At 34.0% G+C, this 21,625-nt stretch carries 20 protein-coding genes; 7 read left to right on the top strand and 13 right to left on the bottom strand.

Going from position 1 to position 21,625, the window contains the following annotated elements:
- Positions 1 to 429 precede the first annotated feature (429 nt).
- The 4 genes from Q0856_RS07125 to msrB all read right to left on the bottom strand — a co-directional run bounded on the left by Q0856_RS07125 (position 430) and on the right by msrB (position 3,541).
- Positions 430 to 840: a DoxX family protein gene (locus Q0856_RS07125; protein WP_298477941.1), complete on the bottom strand. Its 411-nt coding sequence runs from the start codon at positions 838 to 840 to the stop codon at positions 430 to 432.
- 126 nt (positions 841 to 966) lie between these two features.
- On the bottom strand, positions 967 to 2,529 hold the full coding sequence (locus Q0856_RS07120) for a protein adenylyltransferase SelO (protein WP_298503740.1): 1,563 nt from the start codon (positions 2,527 to 2,529) through the stop codon (positions 967 to 969).
- Positions 2,530 to 2,547: 18 nt separating this feature from the next.
- Positions 2,548 to 3,087, bottom strand: coding sequence for a peptide-methionine (S)-S-oxide reductase MsrA (gene msrA, locus Q0856_RS07115; protein ID WP_298503738.1), 540 nt, complete (start codon positions 3,085 to 3,087; stop codon positions 2,548 to 2,550).
- A complete protein-coding gene (gene msrB / locus Q0856_RS07110) occupies positions 3,080 to 3,541 on the bottom strand; it encodes a peptide-methionine (R)-S-oxide reductase MsrB (protein WP_298477950.1) in 462 nt (153 codons plus the stop codon). Before msrB ends, msrA begins: the two co-directional genes overlap by 8 nt.
- 154 nt (positions 3,542 to 3,695) lie before the next feature.
- Here msrB and Q0856_RS07105 point away from each other — a divergent pair, with 154 nt between their 5' ends.
- Positions 3,696 to 4,508: a DNA/RNA non-specific endonuclease gene (locus Q0856_RS07105; protein WP_298503737.1), complete on the top strand. Its 813-nt coding sequence runs from the start codon at positions 3,696 to 3,698 to the stop codon at positions 4,506 to 4,508.
- Here the strand turns inward: Q0856_RS07105 and rodA are convergent.
- The 8 genes from rodA to Q0856_RS07065 form a co-directional block, all read right to left on the bottom strand.
- Entirely contained in the window at positions 4,505 to 5,788 is a 1,284-nt protein-coding gene (gene rodA, locus Q0856_RS07100; protein ID WP_298503736.1) for a rod shape-determining protein RodA, read from the bottom strand. The two genes, Q0856_RS07105 and rodA, sit on opposite strands and share 4 nt — an antisense overlap.
- Entirely contained in the window at positions 5,778 to 7,646 is a 1,869-nt protein-coding gene (gene mrdA / locus Q0856_RS07095; RefSeq protein WP_298503735.1) for a penicillin-binding protein 2, read from the bottom strand. Before mrdA ends, rodA begins: the two co-directional genes overlap by 11 nt.
- Complete coding sequence (mreD, locus tag Q0856_RS07090) at positions 7,643 to 8,152, bottom strand: rod shape-determining protein MreD (RefSeq protein ID WP_298503733.1); 510 nt, start codon at positions 8,150 to 8,152, stop codon at positions 7,643 to 7,645. Before mreD ends, mrdA begins: the two co-directional genes overlap by 4 nt.
- Positions 8,139 to 8,963 carry a rod shape-determining protein MreC gene (mreC, locus tag Q0856_RS07085; RefSeq protein WP_298503731.1) on the bottom strand — a complete coding sequence of 275 codons (825 nt, stop codon included), beginning with the start codon at positions 8,961 to 8,963 and terminating at the stop codon, positions 8,139 to 8,141. The genes mreD and mreC overlap by 14 nt, the downstream gene beginning before the upstream one ends.
- A 180-nt stretch (positions 8,964 to 9,143) precedes the next feature.
- Entirely contained in the window at positions 9,144 to 10,172 is a 1,029-nt protein-coding gene (locus tag Q0856_RS07080; protein WP_298477967.1) for a rod shape-determining protein, read from the bottom strand.
- Positions 10,173 to 10,226: 54 nt separating this feature from the next.
- Positions 10,227 to 11,756 carry a bifunctional phosphoribosylaminoimidazolecarboxamide formyltransferase/IMP cyclohydrolase gene (gene purH / locus Q0856_RS07075; protein WP_298477970.1) on the bottom strand — a complete coding sequence of 510 codons (1,530 nt, stop codon included), beginning with the start codon at positions 11,754 to 11,756 and terminating at the stop codon, positions 10,227 to 10,229.
- A gap of 92 nt (positions 11,757 to 11,848) precedes the next feature.
- Positions 11,849 to 12,301: a GAF domain-containing protein gene (locus tag Q0856_RS07070; RefSeq protein ID WP_298503729.1), complete on the bottom strand. Its 453-nt coding sequence runs from the start codon at positions 12,299 to 12,301 to the stop codon at positions 11,849 to 11,851.
- A 153-nt stretch (positions 12,302 to 12,454) separates the two neighbouring features.
- Positions 12,455 to 13,519: a hypothetical protein gene (locus tag Q0856_RS07065; RefSeq protein WP_298477976.1), complete on the bottom strand. Its 1,065-nt coding sequence runs from the start codon at positions 13,517 to 13,519 to the stop codon at positions 12,455 to 12,457.
- A gap of 209 nt (positions 13,520 to 13,728) precedes the next feature.
- Here Q0856_RS07065 and Q0856_RS07060 point away from each other — a divergent pair, with 209 nt between their 5' ends.
- The 6 genes from Q0856_RS07060 (at position 13,729) to Q0856_RS07035 (ending at position 19,808) form a co-directional block, all read left to right on the top strand.
- Positions 13,729 to 14,142 carry a hypothetical protein gene (locus Q0856_RS07060; RefSeq protein ID WP_298477979.1) on the top strand — a complete coding sequence of 138 codons (414 nt, stop codon included), beginning with the start codon at positions 13,729 to 13,731 and terminating at the stop codon, positions 14,140 to 14,142.
- Positions 14,143 to 14,243: 101 nt separating this feature from the next.
- A complete protein-coding gene (locus Q0856_RS07055; RefSeq protein ID WP_298503727.1) occupies positions 14,244 to 14,978 on the top strand; it encodes a MauE/DoxX family redox-associated membrane protein in 735 nt (244 codons plus the stop codon).
- A 3-nt stretch (positions 14,979 to 14,981) separates the two neighbouring features.
- A complete protein-coding gene (locus Q0856_RS07050; RefSeq protein ID WP_298503725.1) occupies positions 14,982 to 17,264 on the top strand; it encodes a TonB-dependent receptor in 2,283 nt (760 codons plus the stop codon).
- A 42-nt stretch (positions 17,265 to 17,306) separates the two neighbouring features.
- Entirely contained in the window at positions 17,307 to 17,663 is a 357-nt protein-coding gene (locus tag Q0856_RS07045; protein WP_298503723.1) for a heavy-metal-associated domain-containing protein, read from the top strand.
- Between the two features lie 115 nt (positions 17,664 to 17,778).
- Entirely contained in the window at positions 17,779 to 18,756 is a 978-nt protein-coding gene (locus Q0856_RS07040; protein ID WP_298503721.1) for a hypothetical protein, read from the top strand.
- A complete protein-coding gene (locus tag Q0856_RS07035; RefSeq protein ID WP_298503719.1) occupies positions 18,753 to 19,808 on the top strand; it encodes a DUF3179 domain-containing protein in 1,056 nt (351 codons plus the stop codon). Before Q0856_RS07040 ends, Q0856_RS07035 begins: the two co-directional genes overlap by 4 nt.
- A 96-nt stretch (positions 19,809 to 19,904) precedes the next feature.
- Here Q0856_RS07035 and groL read toward each other — a convergent pair whose 3' ends face one another.
- Positions 19,905 to 21,539 carry a chaperonin GroEL gene (groL, locus tag Q0856_RS07030; protein ID WP_298477996.1) on the bottom strand — a complete coding sequence of 545 codons (1,635 nt, stop codon included), beginning with the start codon at positions 21,537 to 21,539 and terminating at the stop codon, positions 19,905 to 19,907.
- Positions 21,540 to 21,625: the final 86 nt, after the last annotated feature.

Below are 21,625 nucleotides of genomic sequence, written 5' to 3'. Positions count from 1 at the left end.
ATTCACAACAAAAGCTAGGCATTGGATTGATGAGTTAAGACTGTGAATTATCCTATAAAGATAAGAACTGAAAGCAATTCACAACATGAAATTTGTTTATTTAATAAAGATAATAACTGTGAATTATCCTATAAAGATAAGAACTGACCGAGCGTAGCGACCGATGAATACCTATAGAAAAATAATAAATAAGTTTATGAATAAAGCAATTCACAACTATAATTTAGCATTAGAAACTGAAGAATTAACTGTGAATTATCCTATAAAGATAAGAACTGACCGAGCATAGCGACCGATGAATGCCTATAGAAATAATGAATAAGTTTATGAATAAAGCAATTCTTATAGTAAAAGACCCAAACCTATATAAAAAAGCCTGCTTTTATAGCAGGCTTTTTTAATTGAAAATCTAAAAGTATAACACCCTAATCATGCTACTTTTTTTAAATGATGTAATTCTATATCTTGTTTAGAAGTTTCTTTATGGTATTTTAATTTTTTGTTTTGAATGTAGGTAACCCATACTAGAATAAGGCAAATTACAGCGGTTGCACCATTACCATCTTTAGATAATAAATGTGCTATAATACCAAAAGTAAAGTTCATAAAAAAACCGGCATAGGCCCATTCTAAAAGCCATTTTCCTCTGTTAGATACTACTATAACTAGCCCTAATATTTGAGCAACTCCTAAAACATGTATTAAATAAGGAGGGTAGCCAAGGTGTTCAAATTTTAGTACAATAGAGTCATAGTTAATGTAAGAGTTCGCTACAATAGCTATAATAGCTGTAGCAAATAGGGTAATGGCAATGGTATAATATAATCTGGCATTTTTCATAGCTGTAGGTTTATGTTTATACAGCTAAAGTAAAATGTAATTACTTCTTTTTAAGGAGAAAATAGGTGGTTGGCAAAAATCTGTAGACCAATGGTTTAATACCTTTGCATAAGCGGAAAAATGCTTTTAAGAACTACAAGAAAGCATAGAGCAGCCAACCTTGTCTCTTGCCCAATCTGGCCGTTTGGCGAACCATTTTTTATTTTCTATTTGTTCTTTATAGGGGTTTTTAAGTAGTTTAAAAAGGGCATCTATTAATAAATAGTCTCCCTTTTCCGCAGCTTCGATAGCTAATTGCGCCATATAATTACGGAGTACATACTTAGGATTCACCAAATTCATTTTTTCTTTACGTTCTTTTGGTGCTACTTTTTCTTGTTTTACTCTCTCGGCAAAATTCTTAAACCAGGAATTCCATTTTTGTTTTATTGTTTCTGTGATTTCGTCTGTATTATAAAAAGCATCCCAAACTATTTGCAAGCCTTCGTTGTACTTATCGGAATTAAAATTAGATAAATTTCTAAAGAAGATGGTCATATCTGTTTCTGATTCTTGTAGGTTCTCTTCTAAGTTATGAATAAGCACAATATCTTTTTCGTTGGAAGTTTGCAATCCAAGTTTAGAACGCATCATGGCTGCGTATTTTTGCGCGTATACATCTGTGTATTCTTCTAAGATAGCTTCTAACCCTTGGCTTTCTTCTATTAATGGGTATAGGGCATTTGCTAATTGGTATAGGTTCCAAAGAACAATATCTGCTTGGTTACCAAAACGATATCTTTTGTATTGTCTGTCTGTGGTATTAGGAGTCCATCCGGCATCATATCCTTCTAGCCAGCCATAAGGACCGTAATCTATAGTTAACCCAAGGATAGACATATTATCGGTGTTCATAACCCCATGTACAAAACCAACACGCTGCCAATGGATTACCATATCTAGATTACGTAACATTACTTCTTTAAAGAATTGTAAGTATACTGCTTTAGATGGGGCACCTAAATGCGAGAAAAAATGACGTATCGTATAGTCGGTTAGTTTTTTTAAATTTTTAATATCCTGTCTCGCAGCAAAAATTTGAAAATTTCCAAAACGGATAAAACTTGGAGCTACTCTACAAACTACAGCTCCTTTTTCATAAGCAGGGTTTCCATTATAAAGAATATCTCTTAAAACGTTATCTCCGGTTAAGGACAAAGAAAGAGCTCTAGTAGTTGGTACTCCTAGGTGATGCATAGCCTCGCTACATAAATATTCTCGAATGGAGGAACGCAAGACAGCCAAACCATCTGCTGTTCTGGAGTAGGGTGTAGGGCCAGCACCTTTTAATTGTAGCGCCCAATGTTTAGATTGGTATTCTACCTCTGCCAAATTTATAGCCCTACCATCTCCTAATTGTCCCGCCCAATTTCCAAATTGATGCCCGCCGTAACACATAGCATAGGGTTTGGTATTTGGCAGAAGGCTATTACCGGTAAAAGTCTCTGTAAAAATAGCGGTCTTACTATCTTCTAAAGTAAGCCCTATTTCTGCTAACATGTCCGGAGATACATGAATTAATTCTGGATTCGTTGTTTTTTTTGGGGTAACATAAGAATAGCATGCTCCACTTACTTGCCTAGGCGTATTCTCCAAAATAGGGTCTTCTGGAAGTTCTTTGTTATACGTGTCTTTTATAGTAAGTTTCATAGTGAGCCTTCGTGTATCTTATTTTAATTTATCGGCATGCATTTTTCTTAATTTCGCCAATTTTGGAGTAATAACAGCACTACAGAATCCTTGTTCGGTATTATTTCTGTAATAGTCTTGGTGGTATTCTTCCGCTTCATAAAAAACACCTAGGGCACTTATTTCCGTAACAATAGGGTCTTGGTAATACGGAGCAACTTCATTAGTTACTGCGGTGGCTATTTCCTTTTGAGTATCGTCGTGGTAATATATTACAGAGCGGTATTGGGTTCCCGTATCTCCGCCTTGTCTATTTAATGTAGTAGGGTCATGACTGGTCATAAAAATAACTAATAAATCGTGATAAGTAATTATACTAGAATCAAAGGTAACTTGTATTACTTCAGCATGACCTGTTAAACCAGAGCAAACTTCTCTATATGTCGGTTTTCCTGGGGCTGTACCACCAGTATAGCCAGATACTATTTTTTCAACGCCTTTAATTTCGTTAAAAACAGCTTCGACACACCAAAAACATCCGCCACCAAGGGTAGCTATTTGTATAGTAGAATTATTCATTTGTTTGGCTTTCTTTTTTTAATTGCATAGATTCAGAATTTATACAGTATCGTAATCCGCTTGGTTCAGGGCCATCGGGGAATACATGTCCTAAATGGGCATCGCACGTATTGCATAGAACTTCTACTCGAGTCATTCCGTAGCTACTATCTTTTATATATTTAATCGCATTTTCTTTTACGGGTTGCGTAAAACTGGGCCATCCTGTACCAGACTCAAACTTAATAGTAGAATCGAATAAAGGAGTATTGCAACATATGCAATTATATGCACCTGCATCATGCGTACTGCAAAGTGCACCAGAATGCGGGGCCTCTGTTCCTTTTAGCCTAGTAATACGAAATTGTTCAGGGCTTAAAATTTTTTCCCATTCCGCTTCTGTTTTTTCAATTCTTGTGTCTGGAGTCGGATTTCCTTTAACACTAAAATGTATAACGTCTTTCCAAGTGAGCATAGGCTATTATAATTTCTTAATTAAGTCTCTAAAAAGATATAAAACTTACTCGATAATCGGGCTTAGTATTTTTTAAAGATCCCCCCGAGATAGTTTACTATTTTTGAGTAGAATTTAAACCATTTCAATAGCGAAATTAAGTTAAATTTGAATCATGAGAAAAAGCAATTCTAATAAAACAATGTATTCTGTTTTAATGCTGGTTTGTATAGTGGTGTTTTGGGCATTTGAAAATTTTTATACTCCAGATACATATTCTTCAAAAGATAGCAATGGTTTAAAAGAAGCGCTTCCTGCTTATGTAGTGCCAAGCTCTACTACAGGAGATATAGTAGAGCATTCTTATTATAGTTTATCTTATAATGAGCCTTATGAGCAAGCAGAATGGGTGGCTTATGCTTTACATAAAAAGGATTTAACTTCGGACGATAGAAAACGACCTTATTTTATTGAAGATCCTAAAGTGAAAACAAAATCTGCAGATTGGCGTAACTATAAAGGCTCAGGCTATGATCGCGGACATTTATGCCCAGCAGGAGACCGTAGATTTTCTAAACAAGCGTACAACGAAACTTTTTACACTAGTAATATTAGTCCGCAAAACAGGGATTTTAATGCCGGTGTTTGGAATAGATTAGAAATGAAAACGCGCTATTGGGCTAAAAAATACGGTAGTATATTTGTTATTACTGGTGGTATATTAAAAAGAGGGCTTCCCGAGATAGGAGATGAGGATATAGCGGTTCCTAACTATTTTTATAAAATAATAGCTAGGGGAGATGAAAAGAACTTAAAAGCGGTGGCATTTATAATGGAAAATAAAGAAAGTTCGGTACCTATAAAAGAGTTTTTAGTTCCTATAGATGTTATAGAGAAGGAAACGGGAATAGATTTTTTTAAGGAATTATCCGAGAAAAATCAGTCAAAAATAGAAGCAAAAGTATCCGATAGAGATTGGAAATTTTAAGCACCTTCTTTAAGTCTATTTGCATCTAACCGTAGGAAAATAAATAATAGAATGGTGAAAAATAATAGACCAGAACCACCGTAACTCATATACGGTAAAGGAATACCAATAGTTGGTAAAATACCTATTACCATGCCTACATTAATAAAAAAGTGAATAAATAGAATAGATACAACTCCGTAGCCATACATTCTAGAAAAAGGGTTTTTTTGACGTTCTGCTAAATATACTAATCGCAATAATAGGAAAGTGAATAGTAGTACTACTGTTGCGGTGCCTATAAAGCCCCATTCTTCGCCTATAGTACTAAAAATATAGTCGGAATGCTGTTCAGGAACAAAATCTCCTTTAGTTCTGGTTCCTTCTAAAAATCCTTTTCCGAAAAAACCTCCAGATTCAATTGCTTTTTCAGATTGATAAGTGTTATAGCCAATAGTTTTTCTTATTTGTTCTAGTTTTTTTGGGTCTTTTTCAAGACGTAACCAAAGTCCAAATCTGTCTCTGTGTCTTTGCTCAAAAACACTATTAAATACAAAGTTTACTGATAAGGAAAATAATACAGTAATAACCAAAACGCTAGCAAAGGGGATTATTGGTACTTTAAAAGTTTTTCTTTTAACAAGAAAGAATACCGTGGTTAATAAGGCTAAACCTATACATAACCATAGAGTTCCAAATTTTAAAGTGGCTACGAATATTAATATTGCGAGTAATACGATACCTAGATAATATAAAGGGAGGCCTTCTCTAAAGATTACAAAAATAAGTGCAAAAAATACTAGTGCACTCCCGGGATCTGGTTGCGGAATAATTAGTACTGCCGGTATAAAAAGAATTAATAATGCATATAATTGGTCTTTACGCCTTTTTATATCGGTTTGTATGTCACTAAGGTATTTTGCTAATGCTAGAGCTGTAGTAACTTTAGCAAGTTCTGAGGGTTGTAAATTAAAGAAACCTAAATCGTACCAAGAAGTTGCGCCGGCTATAGTTTTTCCGAAAACAAACAATCCAAGAAGTAATATCATGGAGAGCAGATAAAAAAGGCTAGAAAAGCGTTCGTAAAAATTTACTTCGAGGGCCAATACGAGCATAATTGCAATGACACTTGCGCCAGCGAAAAATAATTGTTTGCCATGTAGGGTGTTAAAATTAAATAAGGAAGATTCTCCTTCTGTAACGGTACTAGAATAAATATTTAACCACCCAATAAAAACTATAGCTATGTAGAATAAAACGCTAAGCCAATCTACTCTTTTTAAAACACTATTACCAGACATACTCGTTAATCTTAAACTCCTCCCCACTATACGGTTTGGCGTATTCTCGTTCTAAGGTTTTCTCTAGCATCCTTTTTTCTAGATTTTTTAAGGTTACCTCTCCTTTTATGTATTTTTCAATCATAAGAGAAGCAATATGACCTGCGTATCTAGAACCGTAATACCCATTTTCAATGTAAACCGCAATGGCAATCTTAGGATTGTTCACAGGGGCAAAAGCTACAAATACAGAATGATCTGTAAGTTGTGTTCTTACACCATCAATTTTAGTGAAGTTTTCGGCAGTACCTGTTTTTCCTGCTACTTCAATATCTGGTATTTGAACCCAACGAGCAGTTCCTTTTCGGTATACATCTGTTAAACCTTCTATTACAGGCTCAAAATGTTTTCTATCAATAGTAGTACGTTTAGGTTCCGTGTATTGGGGATTTATAATATTTTCGCCTTCTATTTTCTTTAAAATATGTGGGGTGAAATAATGCCCTCTGTTGGCAATAGCAGACATCATATTTGCTAGCTGAATTGGTGTAGCTAAAACCTCTCCTTGACCAATAGAATTAGAAATAATATAAGAAGAACTCCATCGATTATCTCCGTACCATTTATCATAATATTCTTTACTAGGGATTCTCCCCTTTTGTCCATAAGGTAAATCATATCCTAAATAATTTCCTAGACCAAAACTTTTCATATGTTTTTCCCAAACGTCCATACCATCATCTGTACTTTCGAACTTGTCATATATTTTTCTAAAAGCTCCTGCAAAATAGGCATTGCAAGATTTATAGATACCAGAATTCATGTTTCTTAATCCACCACCACAATGGCAGCCTCTTTTCTTACGTCCTACATAAAAACCGTTATGGCACCTTATAGTTGTACTTTCATCTAGCACACCTTCTTGTAGTGCTATTAAAGCGTTTAAGGCTTTAAAAGGGGATCCTGGTGGTTGTTGCGCAAGTATAGATCTGTCCCAAGTTGGGTTGGCAATGGTATCATTATATAACTTGGTGTAATTCTTAGAGCGTTGTCTGCCTACTAAAAGGGCGGGATCATATGTTGGTCCAGAAATCATGGATAGTATTTCTCCCGAAGAGGGCTCTATCGCTACAATACCACCACGTTTACCAACCATTAGTTTTTCTCCATATTCCTGTAATACTTTATCGATAGTAAGACTAATTTGTTTTCCTTGAATAGGCAGCGTATCTAATGTTCCTCCTTTGTATGGGCCAATATCCCTATTAAAACGGTCTTTTTGAATGTATTGAACTCCTTTTCTTCCGCGTAAAAGTTCTTCGTATTGTTTTTCTACTCCTGTACGTCCGGTAAGTTCTCCTTGAATGTAGTATTTGTTTTTTGCTAAATCTCTTTCATTTACCTCACTAATATAGCCCAATACGTTTGCGCCACTATTTGTGTCATAATACCTTAGGGAACGTTTTTGGATATAAAAGCCCGTGTACTTTCTCATTTTTTCCTGAAGACGGGCATAATCTTCTTTAGAAAGTTGGTGTACTAGTACAGAAGGTAATCTTGGAGAGTATATTCTAGCTTTTTTGAGCTTTTTTTTGAATTTTTCTTTGTCGATATTTAATAAACCACAAAATTCTAGAGTGTCCAGAGGTTTTACTTCTCTTGGTATAACCATTACATCATAGGCAGGGTCATTACCTACTAAGAGTTTTCCGTTGCGGTCATATATATAACCCCGTTCCGGATAATCATAAATTGCTTTTATCGCGGGATCTTCTTTTACTTGGTCTGGAGAGAAACTAAATATTTGTAAATACGATAGCCTTCCCAAAAAGGTAATTCCAATAAGGACAATTAAAGAGGATAAAAGTAATTTTTTCATTCTTTTTCTACACTAAACAAAGTATTAAAAAGCATGCAAAGTATTAAAGTCGCTAGTCCTGTTGCGAAGACCTTTTTTAAAATAAGCAACATATTACTAAAGCTGAAAATTTCTAAAGTAAAAAATACGAAATGATGTACTATAATTAATAACGCCAAAAAAGTAATTTGTTGTGCCTTAGTGGCATTGCCTAGTTTAAAACTTTGAAATTCTAAATTTATGCCAAAAACAAAACGCATTATGGCAGGTCTTAAATAAGCTATGGTTGCTGTGGCTGCTGCATGAAAAGCCATAGTGTCCGAAAAAAAGTCGATAGAAAGACCTAGTAGAAAACTTAAGCCTATAAAGGCTACTCTATTTTCTTTAATAGGAAACCAGTATAAAAAAAGGATATACACCATCGGGTTTATAAAACCAAAAAAGTTAAGTCTATTAAAAACGATAACCTGCACTAAAACCAATAGTGTAAATCGTAAAATATTTATAAAAAAATTAGTGTTGATCATTGGTAATGGTCTCTTTTTCTAATTCTAATATTTCTTTTCTATTAGGGTTAACAATAATGTAAATGTTTTTAAGATTCGTCATATCATTAAACAAGGTAACATCTATGGTGTAGAAGCTTTTAGAGGTATCTAAATTAAATTCTTTAATAGTTCCTATAGGTATATTTTCTGGAAAAATACTGCTCATTGCACCAGTTACAATAGTGTCTCCAATGGTAAGAGGAACCAGTCTGGGAATATCAATTAATTGTACGGTTGCGTATCCTTTAGCGTTCCATATAAGAGATCCAAAATGGTCCGTATTTTTAATTTTAGCATTAATGTTAGAGTGTTGGTTTAGAACACTTTGTACAGAGGCGTATTTGGAAGAGGTATTTTCTATAATACCAAGAATTCCTTTGTCTGTTATAACGCCCATGTCTTGTTTAATACTGTCTTTTTTTCCTTTATTTATAGTGATGTAATTTCGATTATTGGAGTAGCTGTTTTTAATGACTTGGCCACTAATTACTTTGTAGTTTATGGCGGTAGTGTCCATCGCTACGGTATCTTTTATTCCAATATTGTATAGCGCTTGTCTTAATTTTTTATTGTCTTCTACCAGCTTATTGTTTTCTTCTTTTAGATCAAAATAAGAGGTGATATTGAAGGAAGTTTGATATAAGCTACCAGTTATCCAATTAGAGGAATTAAAAAACTTAGATTGATGAAAAGAATGCGATTGTACAGAGAGAGCCAAAGAAATAATTAGTAACAAGATATAAAGCAAGAATGTTTTATACCGAATTAAAAAATTAATTATTTGCCGCATTCTGTTTCTTAAATTAGGATACTTACTCGATAATCGAGATTTAAATGCTCCGAGATTTTACCTCGAAATAACAATAGGTTTTAAATTCATATCTCATGGACTTTGCCCTGAGGTAGTTTATATTCTTTCTCTATCGAGGGAATTGAAAAAGAAAATAAGGCTGTTGCTAAAAAAAACAGCCTATTTTATTAAAATACTTTTATAGCGTTCAAGGTTTTTTAATGCAATACCAGTACCTCTTACAACAGCTCTTAAAGGATCTTCTGCTATATATACGGGTAAATCTGTCTTTTGAGATAACCTACGGTCTAATCCACGTAACATGGAACCACCACCAGCTAAATATATTCCAGTATTATAAATATCCGCTGCTAATTCTGGAGGTGTTTGAGAAAGTGTTTCCATGACAGCATCTTCTACACGCAAAATAGATTTGTCTAAGGCTTTTGCAATTTCTCTATAAGAAATTTGAACCTGTTTTGGCTTACCAGTAAGTAAATCTCTTCCTTGTACAGATTTTTCTTCAGGAGGCGTTTGTAAATCTTCAGTAGCAGAACCTATTTCAATTTTTATTGCTTCAGCTGTTGTTTCTCCAACGTAAAGGTTATGCTGCGTACGCATGTAGTATATGATATCGTTTGTAAAAACATCTCCCGCAATTTTTACAGATTTATCACAAACAATACCTCCTAAGGCTATAACTGCAATTTCGGTAGTACCACCACCTATATCTACAATCATATTCCCTTTTGGCTGCATAATATCTAGGCCAATACCAATAGCTGCAGCCATTGGCTCATGGATTAAGTAAACTTCTTTACCGTTTACACGTTCAGCAGATTCTTTTACAGCACGCATTTCTACTTCTGTAATTCCAGAAGGAATACAAATAACCATACGCAATGCTGGCGGAAACCATTTCTTTTTTAATGCAGGAATGTTCTTAATGAACATGTTTATCATCTTTTCAGAGGCATCAAAATCTGCAATAACTCCATCTTTTAAAGGACGAATGGTTTTTATATTCTCGTGAGTTTTTCCTTGCATCATGTTGGCTTCTTTGCCAACAGCAATTATTTTCCCAGAAATTCTATCGCGGGCAACGATAGACGGACTGTCTACAACCACTTTATCTAAATGTATGATAAGTGTGTTGGCTGTTCCTAAATCTATTGCAATTTCCTCTGTTAAGAAATCAAAAAATCCCATAGTTTAAAGTTTGGTTTCGATTAAAAGTGCATTTCGTCGATAAAGGTACTAAAATTAATGCTTAAAATGACGTGTGCCTGTCATAACCATTGCAATTTCATTCTCATTACAATAGTCAATGCTCAGTTGGTCTTTAATAGAACCTCCTGGTTGTATTACACTTTTAATTCCACTATTCCCTGCGATTTCAACACAATCGGGGAAAGGAAAAAAGGCATCACTAGCCATTACAGCACCTTTTAAATCGAAATTAAAAGATTGCGCTTTATGTATAGCTTGGTTTAGGGCATCTACTCTAGATGTTTGTCCTGTTCCACTAGCACATAATTGTTTGTTTTTTGCAAGAACTATAGTGTTACTTTTAGTATGCTTACATAGCTTAGATGCGAAAATTAAATCTTCAATATCACTATCAGAAGGAGTTAGCTTGGTAACTGTTTTTAAATCTTCAACAGCATCTGTTTTCGAATCTTTTTCTTGTAATAAAATTCCGTTTAAGCAAGTACGTACATTGTTTTTTGGTAACTCAATATCATTTAATATTAAGATAATACGGTTCTTTTTCCCTTTTAAAATTTCTAAAGCGTCAGGGGCATAGCTAGGTGCAATTACAACTTCACAAAAAAGTTTATGAATTTCTTCTGCAGTTGCTTTATCTATTTCTTTATTACTAATAAGAACTCCGCCAAAAGCAGATACTGGATCACCAGCTAGTGCATCTACATATGCTTGGTGAAGTGTGTCGCGTTGCGCAAGACCACAAGCGTTATTATGTTTTAAGATAGCAAAGGTAGGAGCATCATTCTTAAACTCATTCATTAAGTTTACTGCGGCATCTACATCTAATAAATTGTTGTATGATAATTCTTTGCCATGAAGTTTGTTAAAAATAGCATCAAAATCACCAAAGAAAAATCCTTTTTGGTGTGGGTTTTCTCCATAGCGTAAAACTTTTCCTTTTGTCTCGCTAATTTTTAAAGCAGCTTCTTCATGGTTTTTATTAAAGTAATTAAAAATAGCGCTATCGTAATGAGAAGAAACATTAAAAGATTTTCCTGCAAAACGCTTACGGTCTTCTAAAGTTGTTGCACCATTACCTTCTGTAATTAGTTCTAAAACTTCACTATAATCTTCCATAGAAGAAACACAAAGGACATCTTTGAAGTTTTTAGCAGCAGCACGAATTAAAGAAATACCACCGATATCTATTTTTTCTATTATATCTTGTTCTGGAGCACCACTTGCAACTGTTTTTTCAAAAGGATATAAATCTACAATGACAATGTCAATTTGTGGAATTTCATATTCTGCTAATTGCTTTTGGTCATTTTCGTTCTCCTGACGGTTTAAAATACCACCAAAAACTTTAGGGTGTAACGTTTTTACTCTTCCGCCAAGTATAGAAGGGTAACTAGTTACATCCTCTACAGGTACTACAGGAATGCCTAAGTCGGTTATGAATTTTTCTGTTCCTCCAGTAGAATATATAGTTATTCCAAGTTCATTAAACTTTCTTACAATAGGTTCTAATCCGTCTTTATGGAATACAGATATTAAGGCTGAAGTGGCTTTTTTGGTACTCATTTTTACTTACTTAAGTTAAAGTTCTAAGCATGCAAAAGTAATTTTTTTGAAACTAAAAAACGGGTAAGTTTATTAACAAAAAAGCTAAAGTTTTAAAGAATTTGTGATACTTGGTCATTTACAAATTCTAAAAAGCGCTCATCTTTTTTAGAAAATGGGTTGGGAGTGTTAGAGTCGATGTCTATTTGACCAATGTTTTTTCCATCTTTAAAGAGCGGAATAACTATTTCGGCTTTTACTGTAATACTACAGGCAATGTAATTATCCTGCGCTTGTACATCTGGAACCACAAAATTTTCATTACTCTCTGCTACTTGGCCACAAATACCTTTACCAAAAGGAATAATAGTATGATCTGTAGGTGCGCCAGCATACGGTCCTAGTTTAAGTTCGTTTTTATCTCCATTTTTAAAGTAAAACCCAACCCAATCATAATAGGAGACAGATTCTTTTAAAAGAACACAAATTTCTTTTAGTCTTTCATCTACACTTTGTTCAGAATTTTTAGTAATGTTTTGGACTTGAATCTTTAATTGGTTAAACATAATAACTATTTTTTTTGGCAATTAGGTAAAAATATATATCACAAATTTACAATCTTCTCAGGGTATTTTTCTTTTGTGAATAGAAAATAGTAATAAAAAAGAGGGAATCTATATTGTTATAGATTCCCTCTTTTTAAAATGCTTTTTTTAAGCCTAAGGCTGTACTTTAACATCAAACTCTATAAAGTCATTGTTTCCAAACCCTGCTTTTATATCAGTAATTTTTATAAGACCTTTTTTGCCATAATTATCTACAAATTCCACAACATCACCAACTTCTAAGTTTGTTATGTTTTGACTGTTAGTTTTAATAACTACATCTAAATCGCCAGAAAGTGTTATGTTGTCAAATGCAGTCACATCAAAATTAGATAAACCAAAAAACATTTCGTTTAAAGTTTCATCTGCATCTTCAGTATCGCTAGGTTTAAGTCCTTCTACAGGGAATCCAAAATTAGCATCATAAGTTGCAGTGGAAGAAAAAGAAGCTAATTCTCCGCTAGAAGCTCCTGAAACACCGTAATAGTATCCAAAATCCCAAAAAGCTCTAAATTCTGGGCCTACATTAATTTTGTAAACAGTTTCATTTAATAATGAAAAGAAGGTTTCTGTTCTTCCTTCTACATCTGGAGCGTATAATTTTACTCCGGTATAGGAATGTACTTCTGCTTTAGGATTTGTTCCTGTACCAACTGTTACTGTTATTGTACCAACTCCAAGAGCTTTTCTTTTGTTCGGGTCTCTAAAATCTCCTTTTCCTGTTGTTGTCCAAAAGCTGTAAACTATAGAACCATTATCTATATTTGGGACAGGAAGGTCAAAAGTAAAATCTATTTCCTTTTTGGTAGCGCCATCTAAATCAATAGAGCCATCTGCTTTTAAAGCCTTTTTTAAGTCTTTACTTGTTAAATCAAAATCATTAAACGGCATATCTCCAGCACCCGAAATGTTTTGCGTAATATATAATCTGCGTTGTGTTATATCTGTAGAGGTGTAAATAACTCTACCTGGAACCTTAGTACCAACTTGTCCATTTGCTTTAGCTGTAAAAATGTCTTTGGAAGGGTCACCTTGATTAATAACCAATGTAGCAACAGTGTCATCATTATCCGGAGATTCAAAAATAGAATCATTGTCATTACTACAGCTTATTAGGAATAGGCTAAAAATAATACTAGCTAAACTTGCTTTAAAAAATAATTTTGTACTCTTTTTCATTAATATGTGTTTATAGTTTTTATAAAATGCGGTTATGCATATAGCCATATTAACTTTAATGTTAGGTTTTAAGTATGCTAGTGATGCAATTTTTTTATTACTTTTTTTAGGGCGCATTTTAAAGGCTTTTGTTTCAGTATTTTAGGGTAAATAGTTAATGTTGTGCTAAGAAATTATTTAAAGTTGGCTTATTTTGTATTTTTGTAAAGATGAAAGAAAAGGTATACCGTTGTTTTTCTTGCTTTATGGCTGTAGTGTTGCTTTTGTCTACCACGTCTTGGAAGGTAGAAAAGCATTATTGCATGGGGCATTTGGTAGATGTTGCTTTTTTTGTGGATGCGCAAGATTGTGGTATGGTTATGTCTACGGAAACCCAACCTAAAAGTACTCTTGATAAAAAATCTTGTTGTGATAATGAGGTAGTAGCAATAGAAGGGCAAAACAATGTAAAACCCTCCTTTAATGATCTAGATATAGAAGAACAAGTTTTCTTAGTTGCTTATACTGGTTCTTACTTTGGTTTATTTGAGCCTGTAGAAATAAAAAATACTTCCCATAAAGAATATATTCCTCCTAAAATTATCAAGGATATTCAGTTACTTGATGATGTTTTTTTGATTTGATTTTATAAAAAGAAATAGTTTCTGCGATTTGGAAAATATCCATTTCGCATTTTGTTATTTTCTAATTTTGAGGAAATAAATTATAAATCAAAAAAATAAGAATGAAATATATATATATAATTGATGGAATGACCTGCGGTGGATGTGTGGCTTCCGTGACAAAAAAACTTCTAGATGTTAAGGGGGTTTCTAATGCAGAGGTGCAATTAGAAACTTCGGAGGCTCAAATAAAGATAGATGATTTTGTAGATGTTAGTGTTTTGCAATCTGCTCTGGGGACTAAATATACTATACAGGAAAAAACGAAAAACTTTCCTCCGTCCGAGCGGCTGTTGAAATCTATAGAAAACCCTTCTAAACTAAAACAATTAAAGCCCTTATTACTAATATTTTTATATCTTTTTTCGGCAGCCTTTTTGCTGAATTTTAAAGAATGGAATGTAACAAATGCAATGTTAGACTTTATGGGGCTATTTTATATTGTTTTTAGCTTTTTTAAGCTTTTAGATTTAAAAGGGTTTCCCGAAAGTTTTAAAATGTACGACCCTTTAGCAAAGTTAATTCCTGCTTATGGATGGGTGTATCCTTTTATAGAATTAGCCTTAGGGTTATTTTTCTTAATGCGTTTTCAGATACCAGTGGCATTAGGGGTAACTATTGTCATTTTAGGAATAACTACTATTGGGGTAATTAAAACCTTATTAGATAAAAAAAGTATCCGATGTGCATGTTTAGGTACGGCTCTTAAATTACCGATGACCGAAGCAACTTTTATAGAGAATGCTATTATGCTAGTTATGGCTGTAGTTATGCTAGTGAAATATGTAAACCTATAAGCCATGCGAAACTTATTTATATTAGTTTTAATGGTGCCATTATTTTGTACTTCTCAGGATAAAGTAGAAGGGATGATTATGGAAGCGAATACGGCAAAAAAACATATAGCTCTAGAAGGGGCTAATGTATATTGGTTGCATTCGCAAACGGGAACAGTTACTAATGCAGAAGGCTTATTTTCTATTCCGTATTTAAAAGAGTACAATAAGTTGGTAATTAGTTATGTGGGTTTTAAATCGGACACATTATTGATTAATGCTCCTAAAAAAGTGCATCATTTTTTACAGCCATCTAACAATTTAGATGAAGTGGTAGTTCAACAAAAAAAAGATGCTGTACAGAAAACATTTTTTAGCGCGCAAAATGTGATAACGGTAAATAGTGCAGAATTGCTCAAAGCTGCTTGTTGTAATTTATCAGAGAGTTTTGAAACCAACCCAGCAATTGACGTAAATTTTTCAGATGCCTTAACCGGGACAAAACAAATTCAAATGTTGGGTTTAACAAGTCCGTATTTATTAATTACGCAAGAGAATATTCCTATGGTTCGTGGGGCTTCGCAAGCTTATGGCTCAACATTTACGCCAGGTACTTGGGTAGAAAGTATACAGATCACCAAAGGAGCAGGTAGCGTAGTAAATGGATATGAGAGTATTTCAGGGCAAATAAACACAGAATTGGTAAAGCCGCTAACCGATAATTCTATTTTTATAAATGGCTATGCAAATAAAAATGGCAGACTAGAGCTTAATACCCATTTTAATAAAAAACTATCTAATAAGTTGAGTTCCGGTTTATATATTCACGTAAACAGAAGAGACCAAAAAGAAGATGGTAATAAAGATGGGTTTTTAGATGCACCATTAGCTAATCAGCTAAATGTAATGAATCGTTGGCAATACCAAAATCCGGAAACGGGTTGGGTGAGTTTTTTTAATGTACGTTTTTTAAATGATGAAAAACAAGTTGGGCAAACTAGTTTTAATCCTGTAGAGTGGCTTCAGCTAAGGTCAACCGCCAATGTGAATAATGCTGAACTTTCTGTGTTGAACGAAACTCAAGCATGGGGGAGTGAGATAGATACTCGTCGTTTCGATACTTCTGTGAAATTGGGTTATGTATTTCCAGAGCTGCCATTTCAAAGTTTTGGTTTTCAGGCCTCTTATAGTATCCATAAACAAGATTCTTATTTTGGTTTTAATACGTATAATATTAATCATGAGAGTATCTATTCTAATCTTTTGTTTAATTCTATTATAAATGATACTCGAAATAATTTTAAAACAGGAATAACATTTGCTTATGATGGTTATAATGAAATGGTTAATACTGTTGATTATTCTAGGGCAGATGCTTCTGCAGGGGCATTCTTTGAGTATAGTTACACCAATTTAGAAAAGTTAAGTTTAACAGCAGGTTTAAGAGTGGATACGCATAATCGTTTAGGAAATTTTATAACGCCTAGAGTGCATGTGCGGTATACACCTTGGGAAAAAGCAAGTCTTAGAGGTTCCGTCGGTAGAGGTAAACGGGCAGCCAATATATTCGCAGAAAACCAGCAATTTTTTGCTTCGGCAAGACAAATTAATATTCAAGAAAGTTCTGGAAATATTTACGGACTAGATGCTGAAGATGCTTGGAACTATGGCGTAAGTTTTTTACAAGGGTTTAATTGGTTAGATAGAAAAGGAAATATTACCGTGGATTTTTATAAAACTAACTTTAAGAATCAGATAGTGGTAGATTGGGAAAATCCTCGAGAAATTTCTTTTTACAATTTAGATGGTAAGAGTTATGCTAATAGTTTTCAGTTAGAAGTAAATCACGAAATTTTAAAGAATTTAGAATTTAGAACGGCGTATAAATATTATGATGTAACAACAGATTATAAAAGTGGGTCTTTGCAAAAACCACTACAGGCGCAACATCGTTTTTTTGTAAATCTAGGATATAAAACGTCTTTAAAAGAAAATGGTTCGCAATGGCGAATGGATTATACGTTGCATACTTTGGGGAAACAACGTTTGCCAAATACAAGCTCTAACCCTATTGCATATCAATTAAATGAATATTCGGCTCCGTATAGTTTAATGAATGCACAAATAACAAAAGTGTTTTCTAATCAGTTCGAAATTTATTTAGGGGGAGAAAACCTAACCAATTATAAACAAAATAATCCTATTTTAGGGGTAGATAATCCATTTGGCGCAAATTTTGATACTAGTATTGTGTATGCTCCAATTATGGGACGTATGTTTTATGGTGGATTTAGATTTAAACTTTAGTAATTTGTTAAACCCGTATGGTTTGACCTAAAAATATAAAAAATGAAAAAAATAATTGTAGCATTTGTATTTGCTTTAACAGCGATAACGACTTTCGCCCAAGAGAAGAATAAAAAATTAACTTTTGAGGTAGATGGTAAGTGTGAAATGTGTAAGATGCGAATTGAAAAGGCAGCTTTAAATTGTAAAGGAGTTAAGTATGCGAAATGGGATATTCCTTCGCATCAACTTTCTTTAATAGTAGATGAGCGTAAAACAGACCCTATGAAAATAAAAACAGCCATTATTGCTGTGGGGCATGATACTAAAGAGTTAAAAGCCACGAATGAAGCTTATGATAATGTGCATCCTTGTTGTAAGTACAGAGAAGATAACTCAGATGATAGTGAGCAGCATTAAATAGTGGAGAAAAAAGCAAGCAAAGCCTTAAAATGTTAAATTTTAAGGCTTTGCTCTTTTAATATGTAAGGTTTTCTTTTTGTTGGAGTACTAAAATGGAGTAACGAGCCAATTTATGTACTTTAAAATATCGCTTTATACCTTTCTTTTTATAATAAGTCAACAAGTTTATTCCCAAACATGTTGTTCTGGAGGGGTACCACTGTCTAATAATTTAGGATTAACTAATAATGGTAAAGGGGGTTTTCAGTTAGGGGTTAATTATGATTATAATAATCTTAATACTTTAAATGCAGGGTCTAGTAGGTTAAATGACAATTCTAGACAACGAATAACGAATTCTATTTTATTAAATACGAATTATAGTTTTTCGGATAGGCTCTCTGTAGAAGGTTTATTTACTTGGGTAAACCAGACCAGAACAATTTCGCAATTTGGGAATGAAAATTTTACAGAAACATCGGGAATAGGAGATGCAGTTATTCTTTTAAAATATACCATACAAGATGTTTTAGGGGCTAATTCTTTATTCAACTTTGGCGCGGGAACAAAGGTGCCATTAGGAAAGTCCGATTTAAATTCGGCTCAAGGAATTCAATTAACTTCAGATTTACAGCCAGGCAGTGGTGCTTGGGATGTATTGGGTTGGTTGTCTTTTGCTAAAAGTGGCATTTTAAGGCCTTCAGGAACTATTTCTGCAAGCGTTACGTATCGTTTTACAGGAGTAAATTCTTCTTATTTAAATAACACCTCTACTTATGAGTTTGGAGATGTTGCCCAAGCTAGCCTTGGTTATACGGACCAATTTTTATGGTTTAATACTATTGTTAATCCTGGTCTGGTTTTTAAATATAGAAAATCATTAAATGATAAAATAGAGGATTCCGAAATACCTAATACTGGGGGTAATTGGCTTTTTGTAAGGCCCGAAATAAGCGTCCAGATCACTTCTAGTTTTAGTGTAGTTACTAAGGTAGAATTGCCTTTATATAGTTATGTGGAGGGCACTCAATTAACGCCAACGTTTAGGTTAACCACCGGAGTGCTTTTAAAAATAAACAAAAAAAATACGAACCCTATAAATATTAAATGATGAAAAAAGGATGGTTATTATTGCTTATAGTAAGTGGGCTATGGTCATGTAGTTCCTCAAATACAAATGATTCTAATAAAGAGGGTGATAGAGAGTCTTCGGTATGGACTATTCCTAAAGAAGAGGTGTTAGATGGCGGACCGGGAAGAGATGGTATACCCGCTTTGGAAAATCCAAATCTTATAAATGTATCAGAGGTTAATTTTTTGGCAGATTCGGATTTAGTTATAGGTTTTCAAAATGGAGGAGATGTTAGAGCTTATCCGCATATAATTTTAGATTGGCACGAGATTATTAATGATAATATAGGAGATGTATCTCTTGCGGTTACATATTGTCCATTAACAGGAACAGGTATTGGGTGGAATAGAATTGTTAATGGAAAAGAAACCACTTTTGGAGTTTCTGGTTTATTGTATAATACCAATTTAATTCCTTTTGATAGGGAAACGAGTAGTAACTGGTCTCAGATTTTAAATGAATCTGTAAATGGAGAATTACTAGGAGAGAAAGTAGGTGTATTGCCATTATTTGAAACCACTTGGGGAGTATGGAAAAACTTATTCCCAAATTCAAAAGTAGTGAGTACTAATACTGGTTTCTCTAGAACGTACGGTACCTCGCCTTATGGGGACTATAATACCAATAATAATCGTTTTCTTTTTCCTGTAGAAAAGGATTCTAGATTGCCTTTAAAAGAAAGGGTTTATGCTGTTATTAATAATGATAAGGCAAAAGCATATAGATTTAGTGATTTTTCGCAAGGCGCTGTTATTAAAGATAATTTTGAAGGTGAGACATATTTAATCGTTGGCAATGCAGATTTTATGGTGTCTTTTCTGTTAGATGCAAATACAACGGCCTTAGAGTTTGAGTATGTCTTTTCAGGAACAGAGGTAATCGTAAAAGATGATGAAGGGAATGAATGGAGTATTTTTGGGGAAGCTATATCAGGACCCAGAGCAGGTGAGTTTTTAAAACCAACAACAGCTTTTAAAGGATTTTGGTTTTCTTTTCCTGCGTTTTATGAGACAACAATATATAATAACTAGGCTTTTTTTTAGTTCCTTATAAAAAGAAACCGCCTCTAGTGATAGAGGCGGTTTTTGTAATTGTGTAAAGAATAGTTGCCTGTCGGCACTGTCGATTTACATCATGCCTGGCATTCCGCCACCACCCATAGGAGGCATAGCAGGAGCAGCATCTTCTTTAATATCTGTTAATGCACATTCCGTAGTAAGAATCATTCCAGAAACTGAAGCGGCATTTTCTAAAGCAACACGTGTTACTTTTTTAGGGTCAATGATACCGGCTTTCATCATCTCAACATATTGTTCTGATTTAGCGTCATAACCAAAATCACCTTTTCCTTCTAAAATTTTAGCAACTACTACAGAACCCTCACCACCAGCATTGGCAACAATAGTTCTTATAGGAGCTTCAATAGCTCTAGCAACAATTTGCAGTCCTGTTTCTTCATCTGCATTTTCTGCTTTTATTTTTTGTAAAACAGATTTAGCTCTTACTAAAGCTACACCACCACCGGCAACAATACCTTCTTCAACAGCAGCTCTTGTTGCATGTAAAGCATCATCTACTCTGTCTTTTTTCTCTTTCATTTCTACTTCAGAAGCAGCACCAACATAAAGAACAGCAACACCACCAGCTAACTTAGCCAAACGCTCTTGTAATTTTTCTTTGTCGTAATCCGAAGTTGTAGTTTCTATCTGTGCTTTAATTTGGTTTACTCTTGTTTTGATAGTTTTAGCATCGCCACCACCATTAACAACAGTAGTGTTGTCTTTGTCTATAGCTACTTTTTCACAAGTACCAAGCATATCTAGCGTAGTGTTGTCTAAAGAGAAACCTCTTTCTTCTGAAATAACAGTCCCTCCAGTTAGGATAGCTATATCTTCTAACATTGCTTTTCTTCTGTCTCCAAAACCAGGAGCTTTAACTGCAGCAATTTTTAGAGAACCTCTTAGCTTGTTTACAACTAAAGTAGCAAGAGCTTCACCATCTACATCTTCAGCAATAATTAAAAGAGGTTTTCCCGATTGAGCAACAGGCTCTAATACAGGAAGTAAATCTTTCATTGCAGATATTTTTTTATCAAACAATAAAATGTATGGATTCTCTAAATCTGCAATCATTTTTTCAGAATCGGTAACAAAGTACGGAGAAAGGTACCCTCTATCAAATTGCATTCCTTCTACAACATCTACATACGTTTCCGTTCCTTTAGCTTCTTCTACAGTAATAACCCCTTCTTTGCCAACTTTTCCAAAAGCCTTAGCGATTAAATCTCCAATAGTTTCATCATTGTTAGCAGAAATAGAAGCAACTTGTTTAATTTTTTCAGAAGAATCGCCTACTTTTTTAGATTGCTTAGCAAGGTCAGCAACAATAGCTTCAACAGCTTTGTCGATACCTCTTTTTAAATCCATTGGATTAGCGCCAGCTGCAACATTTTTTAAACCTTCTTTTACAATTGCTTGCGCAAGAACAGTTGCTGTTGTAGTACCATCACCAGCTAAATCATTAGTCTTAGAAGCTACTTCTTTTACCATTTGCGCACCCATATTCTCTAGCGCATCTGCTAATTCAATTTCTTTTGCAACAGTAACACCATCTTTAGTAACTGCAGGAGCTCCAAATGATTTGCTAATGATTACATTTCTACCTTTAGGTCCTAAGGTAACTTTTACTGCATTTGCTAAAGCATCAACACCTCTCTTAAGGCCGTCTCTTGCTTCAATATCAAATTTTATATCTTTTGCCATTGTTTGTGCTTTTTGCCTCTAGCTTTTCGCTGTTGGCTTGGTTTTATAATTTGTTTTAATTAGAGCTATAAGCAGAAGGCTAATAG

This window comes from uncultured Maribacter sp. (assembly GCF_947496775.1).
Classification (GTDB): domain Bacteria; phylum Bacteroidota; class Bacteroidia; order Flavobacteriales; family Flavobacteriaceae; genus Maribacter_B.
This window is presented reverse-complemented; position numbering and strand designations above follow the sequence as displayed.